The 18,028-nt window shown below is 29.6% G+C and carries 18 protein-coding genes; 10 read left to right on the top strand and 8 right to left on the bottom strand.

Annotation, left to right across the window (positions count from 1 at the left end; all coding sequences use genetic code 11):
- Positions 1-241 precede the first annotated feature (241 nt).
- Genes JK634_RS17030 through JK634_RS17020 form a run of 3 tightly spaced genes read left to right on the top strand, consistent with a single transcriptional unit; the run spans position 242 to position 2,144 of the window.
- Positions 242-913, top strand: a complete 672-nt coding sequence (locus tag JK634_RS17030; protein WP_202768926.1) for a VTT domain-containing protein — start codon at positions 242-244, stop codon at positions 911-913.
- 58 nt (positions 914-971) lie between these two features.
- Positions 972-1,544, top strand: a complete 573-nt coding sequence (locus tag JK634_RS17025) for a phosphatase PAP2 family protein (RefSeq protein ID WP_202768925.1) — start codon at positions 972-974, stop codon at positions 1,542-1,544.
- A 15-nt stretch (positions 1,545-1,559) separates the two neighbouring features.
- Positions 1,560-2,144 carry an undecaprenyl-diphosphatase gene (locus tag JK634_RS17020; protein ID WP_202768924.1) on the top strand — a complete coding sequence of 195 codons (585 nt, stop codon included), beginning with the start codon at positions 1,560-1,562 and terminating at the stop codon, positions 2,142-2,144.
- A gap of 59 nt (positions 2,145-2,203) precedes the next feature.
- On the opposite strand, the gene JK634_RS17015 is transcribed toward JK634_RS17020, so the two are convergent.
- From JK634_RS17015 to JK634_RS16990, 6 genes are all read right to left on the bottom strand, one after another.
- Positions 2,204-2,482 carry a hypothetical protein gene (locus JK634_RS17015; RefSeq protein WP_202768923.1) on the bottom strand — a complete coding sequence of 93 codons (279 nt, stop codon included), beginning with the start codon at positions 2,480-2,482 and terminating at the stop codon, positions 2,204-2,206.
- A 182-nt stretch (positions 2,483-2,664) separates the two neighbouring features.
- Positions 2,665-4,077 carry a glycoside hydrolase family 5 protein gene (locus JK634_RS17010; RefSeq protein WP_202768922.1) on the bottom strand — a complete coding sequence of 471 codons (1,413 nt, stop codon included), beginning with the start codon at positions 4,075-4,077 and terminating at the stop codon, positions 2,665-2,667.
- Between the two features lie 393 nt (positions 4,078-4,470).
- Positions 4,471-5,592: a Ger(x)C family spore germination protein gene (locus JK634_RS17005; protein ID WP_202768921.1), complete on the bottom strand. Its 1,122-nt coding sequence runs from the start codon at positions 5,590-5,592 to the stop codon at positions 4,471-4,473.
- Complete coding sequence (locus tag JK634_RS17000; RefSeq protein ID WP_202768920.1) at positions 5,592-6,695, bottom strand: GerAB/ArcD/ProY family transporter; 1,104 nt, start codon at positions 6,693-6,695, stop codon at positions 5,592-5,594. The genes JK634_RS17005 and JK634_RS17000 overlap by 1 nt, the downstream gene beginning before the upstream one ends.
- A 26-nt stretch (positions 6,696-6,721) precedes the next feature.
- Positions 6,722-8,044: a spore germination protein gene (locus JK634_RS16995; RefSeq protein ID WP_202768919.1), complete on the bottom strand. Its 1,323-nt coding sequence runs from the start codon at positions 8,042-8,044 to the stop codon at positions 6,722-6,724.
- A gap of 141 nt (positions 8,045-8,185) precedes the next feature.
- Positions 8,186-9,052 carry an SDR family oxidoreductase gene (locus tag JK634_RS16990; RefSeq protein ID WP_202768918.1) on the bottom strand — a complete coding sequence of 289 codons (867 nt, stop codon included), beginning with the start codon at positions 9,050-9,052 and terminating at the stop codon, positions 8,186-8,188.
- Positions 9,053-9,252: 200 nt separating this feature from the next.
- Here JK634_RS16990 and JK634_RS16985 point away from each other — a divergent pair, with 200 nt between their 5' ends.
- The gene (locus tag JK634_RS16985) at positions 9,253-10,638 is read left to right on the top strand and encodes a COG1361 family protein (RefSeq protein WP_202768917.1); all 1,386 of its coding nucleotides are present in this window, start codon (positions 9,253-9,255) and stop codon (positions 10,636-10,638) included.
- A gap of 172 nt (positions 10,639-10,810) precedes the next feature.
- Here the strand turns inward: JK634_RS16985 and JK634_RS16980 are convergent, their stop codons facing one another.
- On the bottom strand, positions 10,811-11,137 hold the full coding sequence (locus JK634_RS16980) for a hypothetical protein (protein WP_202768916.1): 327 nt from the start codon (positions 11,135-11,137) through the stop codon (positions 10,811-10,813).
- A gap of 187 nt (positions 11,138-11,324) precedes the next feature.
- Between JK634_RS16980 and JK634_RS16975 the strand changes: the two genes are divergently transcribed.
- The 5 genes from JK634_RS16975 (at position 11,325) to JK634_RS16955 (ending at position 14,892) form a co-directional block, all read left to right on the top strand.
- Positions 11,325-11,831 (top strand): peptidase M56, encoded by a 507-nt coding sequence (locus JK634_RS16975; RefSeq protein WP_202768915.1) that lies wholly within the window; start codon positions 11,325-11,327, stop codon positions 11,829-11,831.
- Between the two features lie 128 nt (positions 11,832-11,959).
- Positions 11,960-12,640, top strand: a complete 681-nt coding sequence (locus tag JK634_RS16970; protein ID WP_202768914.1) for a hypothetical protein — start codon at positions 11,960-11,962, stop codon at positions 12,638-12,640.
- 37 nt (positions 12,641-12,677) lie between these two features.
- Entirely contained in the window at positions 12,678-13,226 is a 549-nt protein-coding gene (locus tag JK634_RS16965; protein WP_202768913.1) for a sigma-70 family RNA polymerase sigma factor, read from the top strand.
- On the top strand, positions 13,219-13,893 hold the full coding sequence (locus JK634_RS16960; RefSeq protein ID WP_202768912.1) for a hypothetical protein: 675 nt from the start codon (positions 13,219-13,221) through the stop codon (positions 13,891-13,893). The genes JK634_RS16965 and JK634_RS16960 overlap by 8 nt, the downstream gene beginning before the upstream one ends.
- A gap of 96 nt (positions 13,894-13,989) precedes the next feature.
- Positions 13,990-14,892 carry a TraB/GumN family protein gene (locus tag JK634_RS16955; protein ID WP_202768911.1) on the top strand — a complete coding sequence of 301 codons (903 nt, stop codon included), beginning with the start codon at positions 13,990-13,992 and terminating at the stop codon, positions 14,890-14,892.
- A 29-nt stretch (positions 14,893-14,921) separates the two neighbouring features.
- Here the strand turns inward: JK634_RS16955 and JK634_RS16950 are convergent, their stop codons facing one another.
- On the bottom strand, positions 14,922-16,265 hold the full coding sequence (locus JK634_RS16950; RefSeq protein WP_202768910.1) for an MATE family efflux transporter: 1,344 nt from the start codon (positions 16,263-16,265) through the stop codon (positions 14,922-14,924).
- A 344-nt stretch (positions 16,266-16,609) separates the two neighbouring features.
- Between JK634_RS16950 and JK634_RS16945 the strand changes: the two genes are divergently transcribed.
- Complete coding sequence (locus tag JK634_RS16945) at positions 16,610-17,857, top strand: DUF445 domain-containing protein (RefSeq protein WP_202768909.1); 1,248 nt, start codon at positions 16,610-16,612, stop codon at positions 17,855-17,857.
- Positions 17,858-18,028 lie beyond the last annotated feature (171 nt).

Here is an 18,028-nt window from a genome sequence, read left to right as displayed (position 1 = left end):
TTTAAGGGTAGCAAGTAAAGCAGTATGCGGCTGCGAATCTTTTACAGGTGCCTTAAGGCACAACGCAAGTAATATGCCCTTATAGGGCTAAGGCAAAACCACCAGCTAAGCTGGTGGTTTTTTATTATGTTGCAAATTTCCAAGAAGAATCTAATGTTATTTTAATGTGATTTTAATTTATAGAGTCCATAATTTAAAACATAAATCAATGTTAAGTTATTTAGTCATGAGAGGAGAAAGTATGAGTGTTTTAGGAAATTTTATAGAAGTAATATTGCATATTGATAAGTTTCTAAGTCAAATAGTTAATCAATATGGAATATTGACTTATGGTATTTTATTTTTAATTATATTTTTAGAAACAGGAGTAGTTGTGACACCATTTTTACCAGGAGATTCAATGCTTTTCGCTGCTGGAGCAATAGCAGCAATGGGAGGAATGAATATATTTATTCTTTGGATGATAATATATTTAGCTGCTGTGCTTGGAGACTTAGTTAATTATCATATAGGTAAAAAAATAGGACACAAAATACTAGAAAAAGAAGATTTAAAATTTATAAATAAAGCTCACTTAATAAAAGCACAGAAGTTTTATCAGGAACATGGTTCAATGGCTATAGTAATAGCGAGATTTATACCTATAATTAGAACCTTTGCACCTTTTGTAGCAGGTATAGGAAAGATGAACTATTCAAAGTTTATCCCTTACAATATGGCAGGTGGAGGGTTATGGGTAACTTTATTTTTAGGTGGAGGATTCTTTTTTGGAAACTTACCATTTATTAAAGAACACTTTTCATATGTCTTAATAGCTATTATTATAATCTCTCTTATTCCAGCGGTAATTACAGTTATTAAAGAAAGGAAAAATAGGGATGACAACGAGAATGATATCATTTCAGAAATTTAATTGTTTCAAGTTTTTAGGAGGAGAAAATACACAGTTACTATGTAAGAGAGGTGATTAGATGTGTTTTAATGTATTAAGAAAAATAAATACATTTGATAATTATGGACTGTACATTGTCAGAAAGTATTTGAAAAATAAATATCTAGATAGTGTAATGCCAATAGTAACAAGTATGGGAAACCTAGGGTTAGTTTGGATTGTAATAGCAGCAATTTTAATAGCAAATAAGCCCTATAGATTAATTGGGTACACGGTAATATTAACATTAATTGTTAGCACTCTAATAGGAGAAGGAATAGTAAAACATATAGTCAGAAGGATTAGGCCTTGTGATTATAATGGCAGCGAACTTTTAATAGCAAAGCCACTAACTTATTCTTTCCCATCTGGGCATACTTTATCTTCATTTGCAGTAGCAGGAGTATTATCTATATATTTTAGCGAGTATAAACTGATATTTGTTGGGATAGCATTTTTAATAGCATTATCAAGGTTATATCTTTACGTACATTATCCAACAGATGTTATAGCAGGAGTTTTAATAGGAATAATGTGTTCAAAATTAATTTTTATAATGATACAAAGTGGATATATTGATAAGATTGCTATTTTGTACAAAAGCATAGTATAGAAAGGATATTTAAATATGAATTTAGAATTTTTTAGACTAATAAATGATCTAGCAAATAAGAATACGATGATTGATAAAATGATGATTTTCTTTTCAAAAGATATGCCCTATATATTTATGGCAGTAACTGCAATAATATTTATATTAGGTATGCTAAATAATAAGATAGAATATAGAAAAGTTGCGTTAAATACAATTGTGTTAACTTCAATTAATTTAATACTAAGCTTTATTATTGGAAGTATTTATTATGTTGATAGACCATTTGTACATAATAAAGTGAATTTACTATTCCCACATACGGCAGATGCATCATTTCCAAGTGATCATGCTACTGGGACAATGAGTATAGCATTAGGGCTTAAAAACTATAATAAATTACTGAGTGTAATTTTAACTATTCTTTCTGTATTTGTAGGATTTTCAAGAGTATATGTAGGACATCACTATCCGTTTGATATAATAGGGGCATATTTTATTGTTTTTGTAACAAATTATATTTATAACATTAAGCTAAAAGATATAGTTGGAAGTCTATATGAAAGAATTGAATGTAAGATAGTAATGAAGGTTAAATCAAAAAAATCATATAATAATTAAAATAATTCAAGCCACACATTTTCAAAAAATGAAAGTGTGTGGCTTTATATATTTGTGTATTAAAAAAATCTAGCACCTGCAAATTCAGCACTGTTGATTATTGTAAATTTATCTTTTGATATGTTCATTTCTTCACTAATTACTTCTTCAAATTTATCCTTAGGAAGCTTGCAGCTTATACGAAACCCATGTTCACCGTAAGAATCCCAATTTCCTAATTGTTGGAGAGCAGGGAAGTCCGTTATATTAGGTCTATCCATGTCTTTAAACGTAATAATATAATCTAATTGTAGATGAGTTTCAGTAGAAAAAAATTTAAGGTAGTCTTTTATAGCCATAATAGAAACCTCCTATTTTAAGTTCTTAATATTATTATATTTTACCATATTTCAAAGTTAATATATTAAATAAATTCAATATAATGTAAGATGGCAAAAAAGAATGATAATGGGTTTTAAAAAGAAGCCCATTTTCATTCTTTTCATTTATTTCATAGTTGGAAGCCTAAATTAAATACTGATTATTTTGTTCCATAATACTGACTTAAGGAAATACCATTTGAACCAAGAGGTACTTGATGATCAAGACCAATGAACTTCCCATTTGATTGCCATAGGGCAGGTTTTAATAAACCGTATTTTGCCTCATCCCAAGTTGTCCAATCATAGCTTAATAACCCACCTGTATCACCTGAGTTTGGATTTATACACCAGAAGGTATGATTAATATGATTCTTTATCATATAATCCCTAAGGAGTGTCATCCATTTTTGATTCTTTCCTCCGTCCATATATCCGCCCCATTCTCCAATAAGAAGAGGTGCGATGCCCTTATCATTAATATATGCCCAGGAGTCATACCAATAGTCATCTAATAAAGTTTGGGTTGTAAAGTCCTTATCAAACCATGTTTGATTATACACTGATGGACCATAGTCATGAGGAGAGTATACTACTTGACTGTTAAGTGTGCCTAAGTTAATTGGATAGTCTTTTACTCCTCTTAAATTTCCACCCCACCAAGCTCCATACCATGGAGAAGCATCCCCAGTAGCTCCCCATATATCTGGTGTAGCGTAGGTATAACCTTTTTCAGTTTTTGGGTATTGTTCAACGCCTTCAATCATTACTAATAATTTAGGGTTTGAAGCAAGTACAGCTTTAGAGCACTTTTCAGCAGCATATTTCCAGTTGTTTTCATCTGTAGAGTTGTCCCATTTTGCCATATCTGTAGGTGTAGTTGCAGTATATCCCCTTTTACCATGTGGTTCATTTTTTAGGTCAAAGGCCAAGATAGTATCGTCATTTTTGTACTTATTTGCTAGCCATGCTAAAGTATCTATCCATTTTTGAGTAGTTATTTCTCCAGCTGTAGAAGTGGTTACACCATACCACAATGGATAATTGTGCCCTGAGTTATTAGCATCTGGACTATGAACATCAACCATAACTTTTATACCAAATTGTTTACAGTAGCTCATGATGATATCAAAAATCTCCATGCTATTTTTAGGACCATTTGTAGTTGGATCATAAAAATCAGGATTACAAACATAGTATGGTGGATTATTAGCAGCAGTTACGCTTGAAACCTTATTGGGTGTTCCTATCATCCAGCTGTACAAAAGTTCGGAAGAAATAGGGATTCTTAAAAAACCTATTCCTCTATCAGCTACTCCTTTTAATATTCCTTTAATGTCATACCATGCGCCGTGGAATACGTTTTCGCTACAGTTAAAGCCAAACCAGTTTGCGCCTGTTAGCCAAACCTCTTTACCATTCATATCGTAGATTTTATTTCCTACGCAATGTAGCCAGTCGTCATTATTAGAGTCTACAGCAGCAGTTACCTTTTGAACGTTACTAAAAGCAGCAGTTGTAAAAATAGTAGTTACAATAATAAGCAATGAAATTATCTTTTTGAATCTTTTCATTATACTTGTTCCCCCTTATACAAATATTTAATGTAACATCCTATATTCGAGAAGTTGATTAAGTTTCACCTCCTTGTAGATTAATAAGATTCATCGGTAGATAGTCTTTTGTACTTTAAGATTATCTTCAGTTATGTATTAGGATTGTGATTGATTAGGTAGATTAATTTATCATCATTAAGTGAATTGTAGAATTTAAGAAGATAAGTAGAAAAAGTTATGAATAGTGATTTTAACAGTTAGTTGAGTTTAACTAGTAGTTCTATTAATTATATACATATATATTAACATAAATGTATATATCTTACAATTTGCATTGAATTTATAATGTAAATAGAAAAGCATTAATAGAAATAGTAATCTATTAATGCTTTTGATTTTAACGAAATTAATTTATTTAACTAGTCCTGATGATTCTAATTTCATCTTTAAATTCACTTCATAATCTATACTTGGATATAAGTTATTCCAATCTTTGAACTTCGTAGAGTTATTCCAATTTCTTGAGCGATATCTTAGACCAAATCCTATTGGATCAAGATTCTCTGCTTGGAGTTTTTTTAACATCTTTAATATTTGCCCTTCCAGTACTTCCGAGGATAGTTTCTCGCAGGAATTTAAGTTTATCGGTACTTGTGTTGTTGTAGATTCTGCAATAATTCCAGTTATCTTAACATTATACTGTAATTTAGGATGTGATTTATTAGCAGAATTAATGGAGTAATTATGTTTTACATTTTGAACCCTTATTACAAATTCTCTTTGAGGTGTAGTTATATTAAGCCTTAAATGATTTTTATTATTATATATCATGTTAAATATTTCTGTTTCATCAGGAGAAAATATTGTCTTAATTTTTAATGATTTATCTTTTTCTAATAAGGCAAGCTGATTAATTTTAAAATGATCTTGCTGAACTTTAATGATTGGAAGAAAGGGAGTAACTCCGAGTTCGGTCATACTACGATAAAAATCAAATAGATATACTTGAGTGATATAATTTGTTTCCACACCGGAACCATCAAATGCAAGTATCAGTGAACTCATAGACAATAAATTTTTCCCAGACTTTTTTTGAAGTTCAGCTCGTTTATCTAAGACAAACTTTGCACTAGGATCACCTACGACAACAAAAGCAATTGTTTGAATTTCTTTTATACGCATAAGCCAATCCATGGCAACTGATAAGTCTTCTGTGGCTAAATCTTTTCCAAATAAAATAACTTTTGCATAACTAAAATCAATATCTTTACTACTTTGGGTTTTAAGTACATCAATTGCTTCAGCTAAGGTGTTCGCTTCAGCAGTTAGATTCAAGTAGTCTACGATTTGTTTTTCTGGAAGTGCTAGGGTTAGCGTTATTTTAAAGCGATGCATATCTTGTTCCACTTTATCAATGCCTATGCAAGCCACAAAAGCTCTTTTATCGATCTCTTTGGTACTGCTGCAGCCACTAGAAATTAAAAGTATTTGAGTTATAAATATTGATATAAAAAAACACTTTAAGATACGCATTAAGTAGCTCCTTTCTTTTTTGCAATATAAGCTGTTAGAATTACTAAGCCAACCACAATAGGTTCTGCAAAAAGTCTAAGTATGAGCCATACAGTTCCAGAAGAGAATATTGCTTCTTCATTTTTAAATATCCCTATCAGTAAAAATGGAATGATGCCAAATACACCTAATATGTACCAAGGAATCTTTTGAGTTTTATTAGGTTTAATTTGAAGTTTAAACATATCATTAATTAGTTCGAAGGAGACATACCAATGTATTATTATGTTTATTATAGCTGTAAAAAAGAAAAGTAATATATATATGAACATAGTACGCTCAATTATTCCAATTTTTATGCTAATGCAATCAGTAGTAGCTATCCAAGGATAATTAAATGAAGATGCTTGCTGTGTTCCTAAAAAGCCAATTGGTATAAAAAGGGCAAAGATTAATAAAAATAGCTCAATTAAAGGAAATACCCATATGTGTTTTAGTTGAAAATTTTCTTTATTAAAGAATTTATTGAAAACAAGCATATCAGTATATCCAGTAAACATATAGGTTGTTACAGCATACGATGACAATGTTGGCATAGAAAAAGTATGAGTCACAACTTCAAGGCATGAATCCCAAGAAAAGTAATGATTAAATATAGCTTTAGTAAAAATAAATAAAATCATAGGAATTATAATAATTAAAAATATTTCTAGTGAGTGAAATATAGTTAATCCATCTGTTTGTATGGCCCAAATTAGCACAAGTACAAGAATAGCTAATAGCATATATTCAGACATCTTGAAAAAGATAAAACGTTGAATCATCTGAATTAAAGCTAATAACATAAAAAAACCAGATATATACCATAGTGAGCAAATAAAAAGCATAATACTAATTTGTGCCCATCTAGGGAAGGTAATAGATAATATTTCTGGAAAAGCCTTGTTAGGAAAATTTATAATTGATTTCATAAATAAATACAGCAAGATTGTACCAAAAGGAATTGCAAAAATGATAGCCATAATTGAACCTTGGTATTGATCATGCAGAATAATCCTTGGTAAAAAAATTATTATATTATTGATAGAGTTTATAAATACAAGATAAAAAAAATAGCGTTTCATTAAGGCACCTTCTTTATGGCTAAATATCACATTTTATTTTTTGAAGAGAAAAGTTGTAAATATGGTTTACCAAAGCTCCTAATACTAGCTAAATAAAAGATTATAACAATGAAGCCAATAATAACTCCTATTAAGCCATAAAATACGGAGAAGATCAGCACAATATATTTACTTAAGCTTATAGCACGGTTTATTAAATTTGCTGGTAATATGTAGTAAGAGATTATTATAGTAGATATAATAATAACCATTATATTAGTTGCTAAGCCAGCAGCTACAGCAGATTGACCAAGAATTAACCCACCTACAGTTGTAGCAACTGATCCAGTACCTTTAGGTAGATTCGTAGACGAATTTAATAATAATTCCATAATAATTAACATAAAAAGCACCTCTAAAAATGATTGATAAGGTAAATCTACACGGCTACTTGCTATAGACATTGCAAATTCATATCGAAAGATTTCAGGATTATATGAGGTGGAACCAACATATAACCCAGGCAAAGCGATTACTAAAAAAGCACTTATATATCTAAGAATAAGAAGAAATGTACTGATGGCTGGAAGTTGGTAGTAGTCATCCATAGAAATCATAAAATCAAAAAATACTGAAGGTAAAATCAAAGCATACGGATTACCTTGTACTAACATAATTACTTTGCCATCTTCAATATTTTTGATTATACGGTCAGTCCTATCTATAACCATAATTGTAGGGAAAAGTATTGAATTTTCTTTCATAAAATCTTTATGTATTTTTTGAACTGAATTAATGGATTTAACATAAAATTCTTCTATCTTTTTATTAAGCTGATCTAATATGTTATAGTCAACTAATTGATTGTTATATAAAATTACTGCAGGTATATTTTCTACGCCAAGCATATGTTGTTCAACAGTTAAATTTTTTTGGCTATAACGATTGCGAATTAAGTTGAGATTTGTTTCTATGTTTTCTTGTAAATTATCTTTAGGCCCTTGAGTTACAGTTTCACTAAAAGAATCAGATATACTACTTTCCATAAACTTTTTTGCTTCAAATATGTAAATATCATTTTCAAGTAATATAGCAACTGAACCATGCAAGATTTTATTTAGTATAAAGTTTTTATCAGTTGCTGTAGTGCATTTAGGTAATGAAATAATATAATTTTGAAAGTTTTCGTAGCTTGTCATGTTAAAAAAAGGAGTAATGAGTGTTTTCATAATATTTTCTAAGTCACAGATACTAGAAATAAAACAAATATAAGCTTTCTTTTTATTGTAGTTTAATGTTCTGAATTCAGCATCGGCTGAATTACATAATTGAACATTTAACCAGTCCTTTATGTCATTAATCTTATTCATATAGCTACCTCTATGTTTAAATTACAGTTTTATTTTTTTATATTTTCCTACATAAAAATATTTATACCAACTTAATAACTACATAAAAAAAGATAATGGTAAAGCCATTATCTTTAATATAAAAAACTAAAAAGATGAAGGTTAATTATACATATTAAGAGTCTGTCCAGACATATAACTTGAGTCATCAGAAGCCAAAAATACAAATGCTTGAGCCATTTCAAAAGGTTGAGCAGCTCTTCCTATTGGGGAAGATTGACCCCAGGTAGATACTGCATAGGGATCAAAGGCGGATGGTATTAAAGGAGTCCATACTTCCCCAGGTGCAACACTATTAACACGAATGCCTCTAGGCATTAATATTAATGCCATTGCTTTAGTGAAAGCTGTGATTGCACCCTTGGAGGCTTGATAATCAGGGGCTATGGGATAAGGTTTGAAAGCTGCTATAGAAGACGTATTAATTATTGAACTTCCAGCATTTAAATAAGGCAAAGCTTCTTTTGTTAAATAGAAGTAAGAAAACACATTAACCCTAAAAGTATATTCTAGTTGGGCAGAAGATACGTCCTCTAAGTTATTTGTAGGATAGATTACACCTGCATTATTTACAAGAATGTCTAGTTTACCAAAGTGTTTAGTTACTTCATTGATTATTAATTTAGAATTTTCTTCTATTGAGATATCAATTGGCATTATAATACACTTCCTGCCTATCAGTTCAATTTTGTTTTTTGTCTCTTGCGCATCTATATGTTCATTTAGGTATACAATCGCAATGTCAGCACCTTCTTTTGCGAAGGCATATGCAGTTGCTCTACCAATGCCACTATCACCACCAGTAATTAGTGCTACTTTATTTAATAATTTCTTATTATTTATAGGATTTTTTAAAGGAGTCTCAGATATTGGCTTGGGACACATAATTGCTTCGATTCCTGGCTGGAAAGCTTGATGCTGTGGTGGAAAAGAATTAGGTAAATTATATGGATTATAGGGTGAAGGCATTTATTTTTTCTCCTAAGATAATAGTATATTAATAAAGTATTCAGTCGATACTTAGGCGTGCACTATACTGCAGATAATAAAGTGTGGGAATTTTATATAATAGCAAAAATAATGATCATTCATAATTTTGTTATGTAACAATTTAAAAGTTGATTCAATATAATATGTTAAGGTGAATTTTATAAAGGAAGTGAGTGTTTATGGCGGATACAGCCAGACCTTGTTCATTGATACCATATACAGTAGGATGTTGTTGCGGACCACAAAATGGTATTTCAGCTATTCAACCAGATTGTCAGGAACTCCCTAATGGAGAGGTAGTAAATAACCCTGCTTATGTAGAGGATTTAAATAGTTCATTTTGGAGTTATAAATTTCTTACAGATTGTGCAGGGACTACACGAGCTATAAGTAATTTTGTAATTCCTATTTGCCAGAGTATCCATTCATCAAATATTATAGTCGAAGAGAAGCTTGATGGAACAGGAAGTTTTACTCAAGTTCCATTTACTTTAAGTACGACTGATCCAAACTTTGGTGCAGCCCCTTCTGGATTTCAGTGGTTAAAGGTAGAAGTTTCAGGTAGATATGATAAAGGCATATCAGTAGAATATAGACTTACTCTAGTTGGAAATTATCCTGAAGCTATTCAGCCTATTAAAGTAAAAGCAGCCACTAGTGTAATAACCTTTAATTGTGATTGTTTCTTAGTTCCAGAGTGCAATCCAGAAGGCAAACTTGCAGTAAATAAAGAAAGTAGTGTAACCATAGTTAATAATAAGGCTACCTTAAATTATAGTGTAAGAGTTAGTAATATAGGTAATGCAGCTCTTAATAATGTTCAATTCTTGGATACAATTTTTATTCCTTCTCAGCTTACAATTGGGACAATAACTGTTAATCCTAATACTCTAGTAGTAGATAGAAGTACTGTTGGACAAGTTAAGATAAGTGGAAATTTAGGAACTATAAATCCGGGTGCTTTTGTAGATGTAACCTATACTATTCCAATAAATAATTTCAGTCAACCAGGAATATACACCATAAATAATACTGCATTAGCTACAGCTCTAAACACATCAAGTAGTGATAGTACAGAGCTTACAATAAATGTAGCAGAAGTTTCTACTATTAAGTGTTGTATAGTTTCAGATAGAAATCATGTTGATTTTAGAATTCTATTATTAGCTGTACCACCTTCACCAAGTGTTTTAGTAGATTTTAAGGATGGGCTTTTCATCCCAGCAGGAATAACTGTACAATTCACTGACTTTTCAGGATGTAATGCTAGCTTTGTACCAAGTGGAAATCCAGTACCATTAGATACTAATATTACTGGTCCAGCGAATATATTAGTCACTTGTACAGAACTCAATGTACCTTCTGATGGTGCAGTAGCAAGGCATGTAAGAATGAGAATTATATCTGATAGTGTAGTTGGAACATCAACCATTAGCAATTCAATAACTGATGTAACACCTACAAATCCAGGAGCACAAATATTCTTAGGCGCAGGAACACTTCCAGCTACAGCTGAAGTTCAAGTTAATTTGAGTTTAGATTGTTTAAATCCATGTCCTTTCTAACAATTTAAAAAAGAAAAAATAGATTAAGTATAAAAATCATGAGAGGTATTAAGAGAAATCTTATACTTTTCATGATTTTTTATTATATAGTATAATGAAACAAATATATAATAAGGAATATGGTGGAATTTAGTGTTGAAGAAATCTATGAATAGTGAAGATATTTTAAAAATTAAGCATATTTCTTTATTGATATAGAATTTACTAAACCAACAATAATAACAATAAAACTTACACCAATACAAAAGATGGTATTATCAATAATTTTTAATAATGAAAGTATAGAAATAACACTACACATTATTCCAAAGCACCAATACATCTTTTGATTATATTTTATAAATCCCTGTTTATCTTTTATGATATAATTTTTACCGTTTAGTTTAACTCTATCTAAATTAATTAATAACATAGGTCTGAGGGTCGCTATAACTATAGTTACGATACCTATTATCAATATAGATAAAACTATAATATTAAATATAATACTTTTATTCATATACTAAAAACTCCTTCCTGTTTACAATTATATACCATATATTGCTTTTATTACATACCTCGAAAAATATATAAAATTTCAACATTAAATTAAAACATAGCCTTCTATTTAAGAATTATCAATAAATCCTAAGCGATAGTGAAATAATAAATTATACAAAATAAAAATATTAGGAGAATAAAAGCCTATGAGAAGTAAGTTTAAAATATATTTATCTTTTGGTATGATTATAATCTTTGTATGCCTTTTATGTATAAGTAATAAGGTAGTGGCTAAAGAGAATACTAAGTATTATGAGAGTAAGAAATTTAATATATCCTTGCGTTATAATAAGGAGTGGAATAAAAGTCCAGGTTATAGTGATAAATTTCAAGGAAAAGATGGTTTCTTTCAGATTTCTGCATCTACTGGAAAAGATTTAAGTATAGATGAAGTTGCTAAAAATGAAGCAACTCATATTTTAGAGCCTTTTGGAAGTAATCCTAAAATAACAAAGCTGATTATTGATGGAGAAGAAGCAAGGTTAATAATGCCCTCAAGTGATCAGATTAAGGACTTTAATAATCAAGCAGAATTAATAGTTAAATATCCTAAGGCTATCACTATAGACAATGAATCATATTACTATTTTATTTTATGGGCAGATAAAAACCATATTGAAAGTATTTCTAAAACTTTAAAGTTTATATCATAAAAAAGGATGACTAGAATTATTTTTAATTCATAGTCATTCTTTTATCTTAAAGTAAAAATTTTACACAGGTTTTGACAGATAATTGCAAATTAATACGAATAATAAATATAAAGGGGGTAGATGAATAAATGAACGATAGAGAATTACTGAAAATTTTGAATTCCATCAGCTACTCTGAAGAAGAGATAAAAGATTTAGAAAATAGAGCTATTGAAGCTAAAAATAGCATAGGTGAGGACTTATATTATGTGAAAAATGATAAAGTATTAAGAAAAATAGCATTTATAGAATTAGAGGAAAAAGTTAAATCATTATTAAAAGATAATGAAGAAATAAAATATAAGATGATTGTACTTAAAAGTTATAGGCAAAAAGAAATATTTAGAACAGATATTGGATTCAATGGAGGAAGAACTACTATATATTTAGGGCTATTCGTAACGGATACAAGAATATTTGTATTTAAAATGGATAGTATTTATAACTTGTTAGAAGAGGTATGTGTTAATGAAATAAGTAATATAAAAAGCTTCATAGATTTATGGGAGAAATGCTCAAGTATTGGCTTTAGATTTGATGGTGGAATTGATATCCTTGCTAGGCCATATGGAGAAGAAAATGAAAAGATATTTATTGAGATGATAAAATATCTAAAGGAAAAAACTAATGCAGAATTTAAACCATATAAGGGTCAAAGACCGGGAATATTTTTAATGATAGTATTTATCTTAAGTATTGCTGGTATGATTATGGGTTTCATTGGATCAATAGTTTACACTATTAAGGCTGCCTTGGATATTTTAAAGTGAAAAGTCTATTTAAGCAAGAATTCATGTGGAGGGTAATATGGATAATGTAAATGAAGAAAAGCTTATAAAGGGTATTTTAAGAAAAGATAAAGAATGCTTAAATAAGCTAATGAATATATACGGTAATTTGGTTTATTATATTGCCAAGAATATTTTAAAAGAAGCTCACGAAAAAGAGTGCATAGAAGAGTGCTATAATGATGTATTTACAGCAGTTTGGTTTAATATAGATTGTTTTAATGAGGAAAAGGGAAGTTTTAAATCATGGCTGATATCTATAACAAAATATAAGGCATTAGATATTAAAAGAAAAAATTTAAGACATTCTAGTAATACTGAATATATGGATGAAGTGATTAGTGAAGAAAACAATGAATTAGAAAGAATCGAAAATATTGAGCTTATAAATGAATTGCTAAATAATTTAGAAGAAAAGGACAAGCTTATAATTATTAAAAGATATCTAGATGGAGTACCAATAAAAGAAATAGGAGAGTCTTTAGGATATTCAGAAGAATATATTTACACCAGGATATCTAGGGCGAAAAAGAAGATTCAGAAGATAGTAGGTGAGATAAATGAATGATAGAAACCTACTTGAATTATTAAACATTAACTACTATTCAGAGGAAGAGATAAAAGATTTAGAGTATAAAGCTATTGAAGCTAAAGAAACAATAGGTGAAAGTTTATACAAGATTAAGAATGACAGGGTGTTAAGAAAAATAGCCTATATTGAATTAGAGCAAATAGTAAAATCTAAATTACGCAACACTGAAATAATAAAATATAAGATGATAGCACTTCAGAGCTATATGCAGGATAGGCAATATGATAGAACTGGAGGGCCAATGGCAGCTCAGATAAAGTATTTAGGATTACTTATAACTGATGAGAGAATATTTATATTTAAGTTGGATCTCTATTATAACATTTTAGAAGAGTGTATTTATGAAATAAATGATTTAGTAGGTTTAGTGGATGCATGGGAAAAATATAAGACCATAGGATTAAAATTTGATGAAATAAATATAGTAAAGCCAAGCCCTTATGGAGAGGAAAGTGAAAAGATATTTTTAGAAATAATAAGGTACTTAAGAGATGAAAAAGGGATTACAATTGAAAAATATACAAAACCTAAAATGATTGAATCAAGAAGTATTATATTTAAAATTTTCATGATAATTTTTCTGGCTTGTTTTATTTATGGCATTTTCTTATATTGGAGAGATACCTTAAATATGTTTAGGTAAAAACCTAAAATTTAAAGAGTAGTGACAGATAATTACAATCTCATGAGAATAATAGGTATATGGTATTAAAAAATTATTTATGAGAGAGGGAGTAAAATGAAAAGAGTAATTCGTTTATTATCTGTTTTTATTTGCATAGTATTATTTGCTAGCATTGCCTTTGGATGTGGTAAACAATCTGATCAACCCAAAGAAGCGAAAGGAATATTCTACAAGGTAGAAAAGGACGGTAAATACCTTTACTTAGGTGGCTCAATACATCTTGGAGATGATAAAATTAAATTTTCAGATAAAGTAGAAAATGCTTATAAAGAATCAAATAAATTAGGAGTAGAAATAGATATTACGGACCCGGGGATAAGTGATAAGCTTTCGAAAGAAATGATCTATACTGATGGTGATAATTTAGACAAGCACTTGAAACCTGAAACTAAAGAATATGTAACTAAACTCCTAGGTGAGATAGGTGTAAAATATAATGGAGAAATAACTAAACTTAAACCATGGGCACTTCAATCTACAATATCAGTATTGCAATACTCAGCATCTGGATTTAAAACTAATAATGGACTTGATATGATATTTATATCAAGAGCAAAAAGTGATAATAAGGCAATTGTTTCCTTAGAAGACTTTGATACACAATATAAAGCAATTAGCTATGGTGATGATGAATTTCAAAATGCGAACTTAATGAAACTTACAAAGGTAACAGAAACTAAAAAACAACTTCAAGATTTGTATGCTGCTGTAGTAAATGGGGATACAGAATATGTTGAAAAAACCAGTGGTGAAATGAAATCAGGGGATAGAATGTTTAAAGATTATTACGATGCTATGGTTACTAAAAGAAATCTAAAGATGGAGACTAAGATTGAAGAGTATTTAAAATCTAATGATAAATACTTTATTATAGTAGGAGCAGGCCATGTAGTTGGAGAAGATGGACTTGTAACGTTATTAAAAGATAAAGGTTATACTGTTACAAGATTAGAATAAAAAGAAGGGATTTTCCATATTCCTTCTTTTTATTTAGCAATGGCTCTTTTAATTACAACTTTTTCTTTCCACTTTCCTTTTTTAAATCTGATTAAGTATAAGCAACCTCTAATGGACCAGTCAATAAACATTCCCATCCATACACCAATAAGGCCAAAGTGAAGAATGTTTCCTAGTATATATCCAAGAGTTATTCTGAAGACCCACATACCTATCATTGAAGTCATCATGGTATATTTTGCATCTCCAGCACCTTTTAAACCTGAAGGAAGTACAAAGGATATAGACCAAACAGGTATAAAAATTACATATAAAATACATGCATGAGCTGTTAGTTTAATTATATCAGCATTACTTGTATAGAGTCTTGGGAACACCCCTGAGAAAGGTAAAAATGCTAAGGATAATATAATTAAAGAAACAGTTGATAGTTTAGTAATGTAATTTAGTGTATTTTGAGCTTCTTTGGTTTCGCCTCTTCCCATATGCTGACCAACAAGAGCTGTAGCAGCTGTGCAAAAAGCATTTCCTGGGATATTAAGCATTCCACCTATGGAACTCGTTATGGCATTAGAGGCAATAGCAACTGTACCCATATCAACTATAAAGATTTGGGTAATTAATTTTCCACCATTAAATAATAGAGATTCAACACTAGCAGGCAGTCCAACGGAGAAGATTGGCCTTAAAAGTTCTTTATCAAATTTGAATTTTTTAATTTCAGTTAATTTTAATATGCTTGATCCTCTAAGGAGTACGCCTAGGATTATAAGTGCACCAATAGTCCTAGCTAAAGCTATTCCAAGTGCAGCTCCAACAATACCTAACTTGATTATATTAATAAATGTAAAAGTGAAAACTACATTTAATATATTCATGAATATTGTAATTTTCATAGGTGTTTTTGTGTCACCTGCACCTCTAAGTATTCCATTTGCAATAAGATCAGTAGTGATTAGCGGGTAAGTTAATAGAGTAATCGATAGATATATATCTGCTGAGTTAATAACTTCTTGCTCTGCAGCACCAAAGAGTAATTTAACCAATAAGCCTTTAAATATAAACATAGTTATAGTTATTAGAAATGAGATTAGTAGACCAGAATATAGGGCTTGTTTCATAGATGCGTTTGCTTTCTTTATATTACCTTGTCCAACAAATTGTGCAACTACAACCATTCCACCAACTGCTAAAGCCGAAAAAAAAGCAATGAAAATATTGTTGATAGAATCAACCATACCAATTGCTGAAACTGCCTCTTTGCCTATATGACCTGCCATCATTGTGTTTATCATTCCCATGGACATAACAAATAATTGTTCCATCAGTATGGGAATAGTTAAGTTAATAACGTCTTTTCGTATCCATTTCATTTTATCACCTGTTAATGGGTTCCTTTATTGTTTATTCTTAAGCATAAGTTAATTATATAATATAGCGAAATATAATCAACCTTAACTACAAGTAAATTATCACGTAATTAAGTTAAAAGACTGGATGGATTGTATAAATCATATATATTAAAATTTTATTTTCTTTGTGCTATAATTTAAATTATGTTTAGGTGAAAATATAGGATTTTTTATAGGAAACTTAACTTATACTTGTTTGAAAATGTCGGCTTCTGGACATTTTCAGGCATGAATAAGTTAATAGTTGAACTTAAAACCCTGTATTCACTAAAAGAAAATTACAAAAGTAGAAGAGGTATTAGGTTATGAAAACAAAAACAAATCAAATGGCATCAATATCGTTAATAATTATGTTAATAGGTTTTATAGTTACAATGATTTCAGGAAATAGTACAGCCATTGTACTTCTTCAAAGTGGTTTTGAAGCTGGTCTTGTAGGGGGACTTGCTGACTGGTTTGCAGTAACAGCATTATTTAGATATCCTTTAGGAATTCATATTCCACACACAGCTATATTACCTCAAAATCGTGATAGAATAACTAATTCATTAGTTTCGATAGTAGAGAATGATCTTTTAAATAAGTCGAGTATAATAGATAAAGTAAGCAGGCTAGAAATTGTTTCAAAGACTTTGAATTTATTAAGAAATAATTTGTATTCTGATAATGTAAAATCAGGAATTATAAATATAACTAAAAATATAGCGGATTCAATTCCAAGTGATAAAGTAGCAGTATATCTAAATAGAATGATTAGCGAAAAGATAAATGAAATAGATACTAAAAAATTGATCGAACTTCTTACTAATGCATGCCTAGAAAACAATTATGAACAAAAGGCTTTAGATGTATTAGTTGAAAGAATAAAAATTGAAGTTAAGAAAGAGAGCATAAAGAATGAAATTGGAAGTTCTGCTATTGAAGCCATTGGTAAAATAGAAATCAATCCTTTAATGAAATATACAATTAGTGCAGCGATTGGAGCACTTGGGGAAGAAAAGGTAGGAAAGATAATACAAGACTGTATTGTATTTATATTAAATGACTTAGAAGATACAGATAATAGAAGTAGACATATGATTCTTGAATCTGTAAGAAAAAGCATTGTAAATGGAAAAGATAATGAAGAACTTATTAAAGTAGTAGATAATATAAAGGCAAATATAACAGCTAGCACTAAATTTAATGAATTTATGCAAGAACAAATAGAAACTATAATAAATTCAGTTTTAAATTATATTAGTGATGAAGAGTATATTGAAGAAGAGTTATTGCCGCTAATAGATAATATGTTAGTTAATCTTTTAGAAAATATAGAATTGATAAATAAGATAGAAACATATATTCAAGAGCAAATTGTAAATTTTGCAGATAAAAACCATAGTAAGATAGGTAAGTTAGTTAAAGAGAACATAGAAAAATTAGAGACAGAAACCTTAATTGAACTTATAGAAGATAAGGTTGGAAATGACCTGCAATGGATTAGGGTTAATGGAGCTATATGTGGATTTATTATAGGAATAGCATTGGGTTTAATAAAGTTAGTAGTTTAAGAAACATAAATAGAATATAGTAAATATAGAACCTTCTACTTATTTTGGGTAGAAGGTTTTTTTGTAGTACAAATTAACAAAGAGAAAAACCATGTAATCATTTGACAAAAAATGTAGGTAATTATATAATTTTAGCATAGGAGTGAACACTCACTCCGCACGGAGGTAAAT

Origin of the sequence: Clostridium paridis (assembly GCF_016765615.1) — a bacterium.
Taxonomy (GTDB): domain Bacteria; phylum Bacillota; class Clostridia; order Clostridiales; family Clostridiaceae; genus Clostridium_T; species Clostridium_T paridis.
The sequence above is the reverse complement of the archived record's forward strand: the minus strand, read 5'-3'. Positions and strand labels throughout refer to the sequence as shown.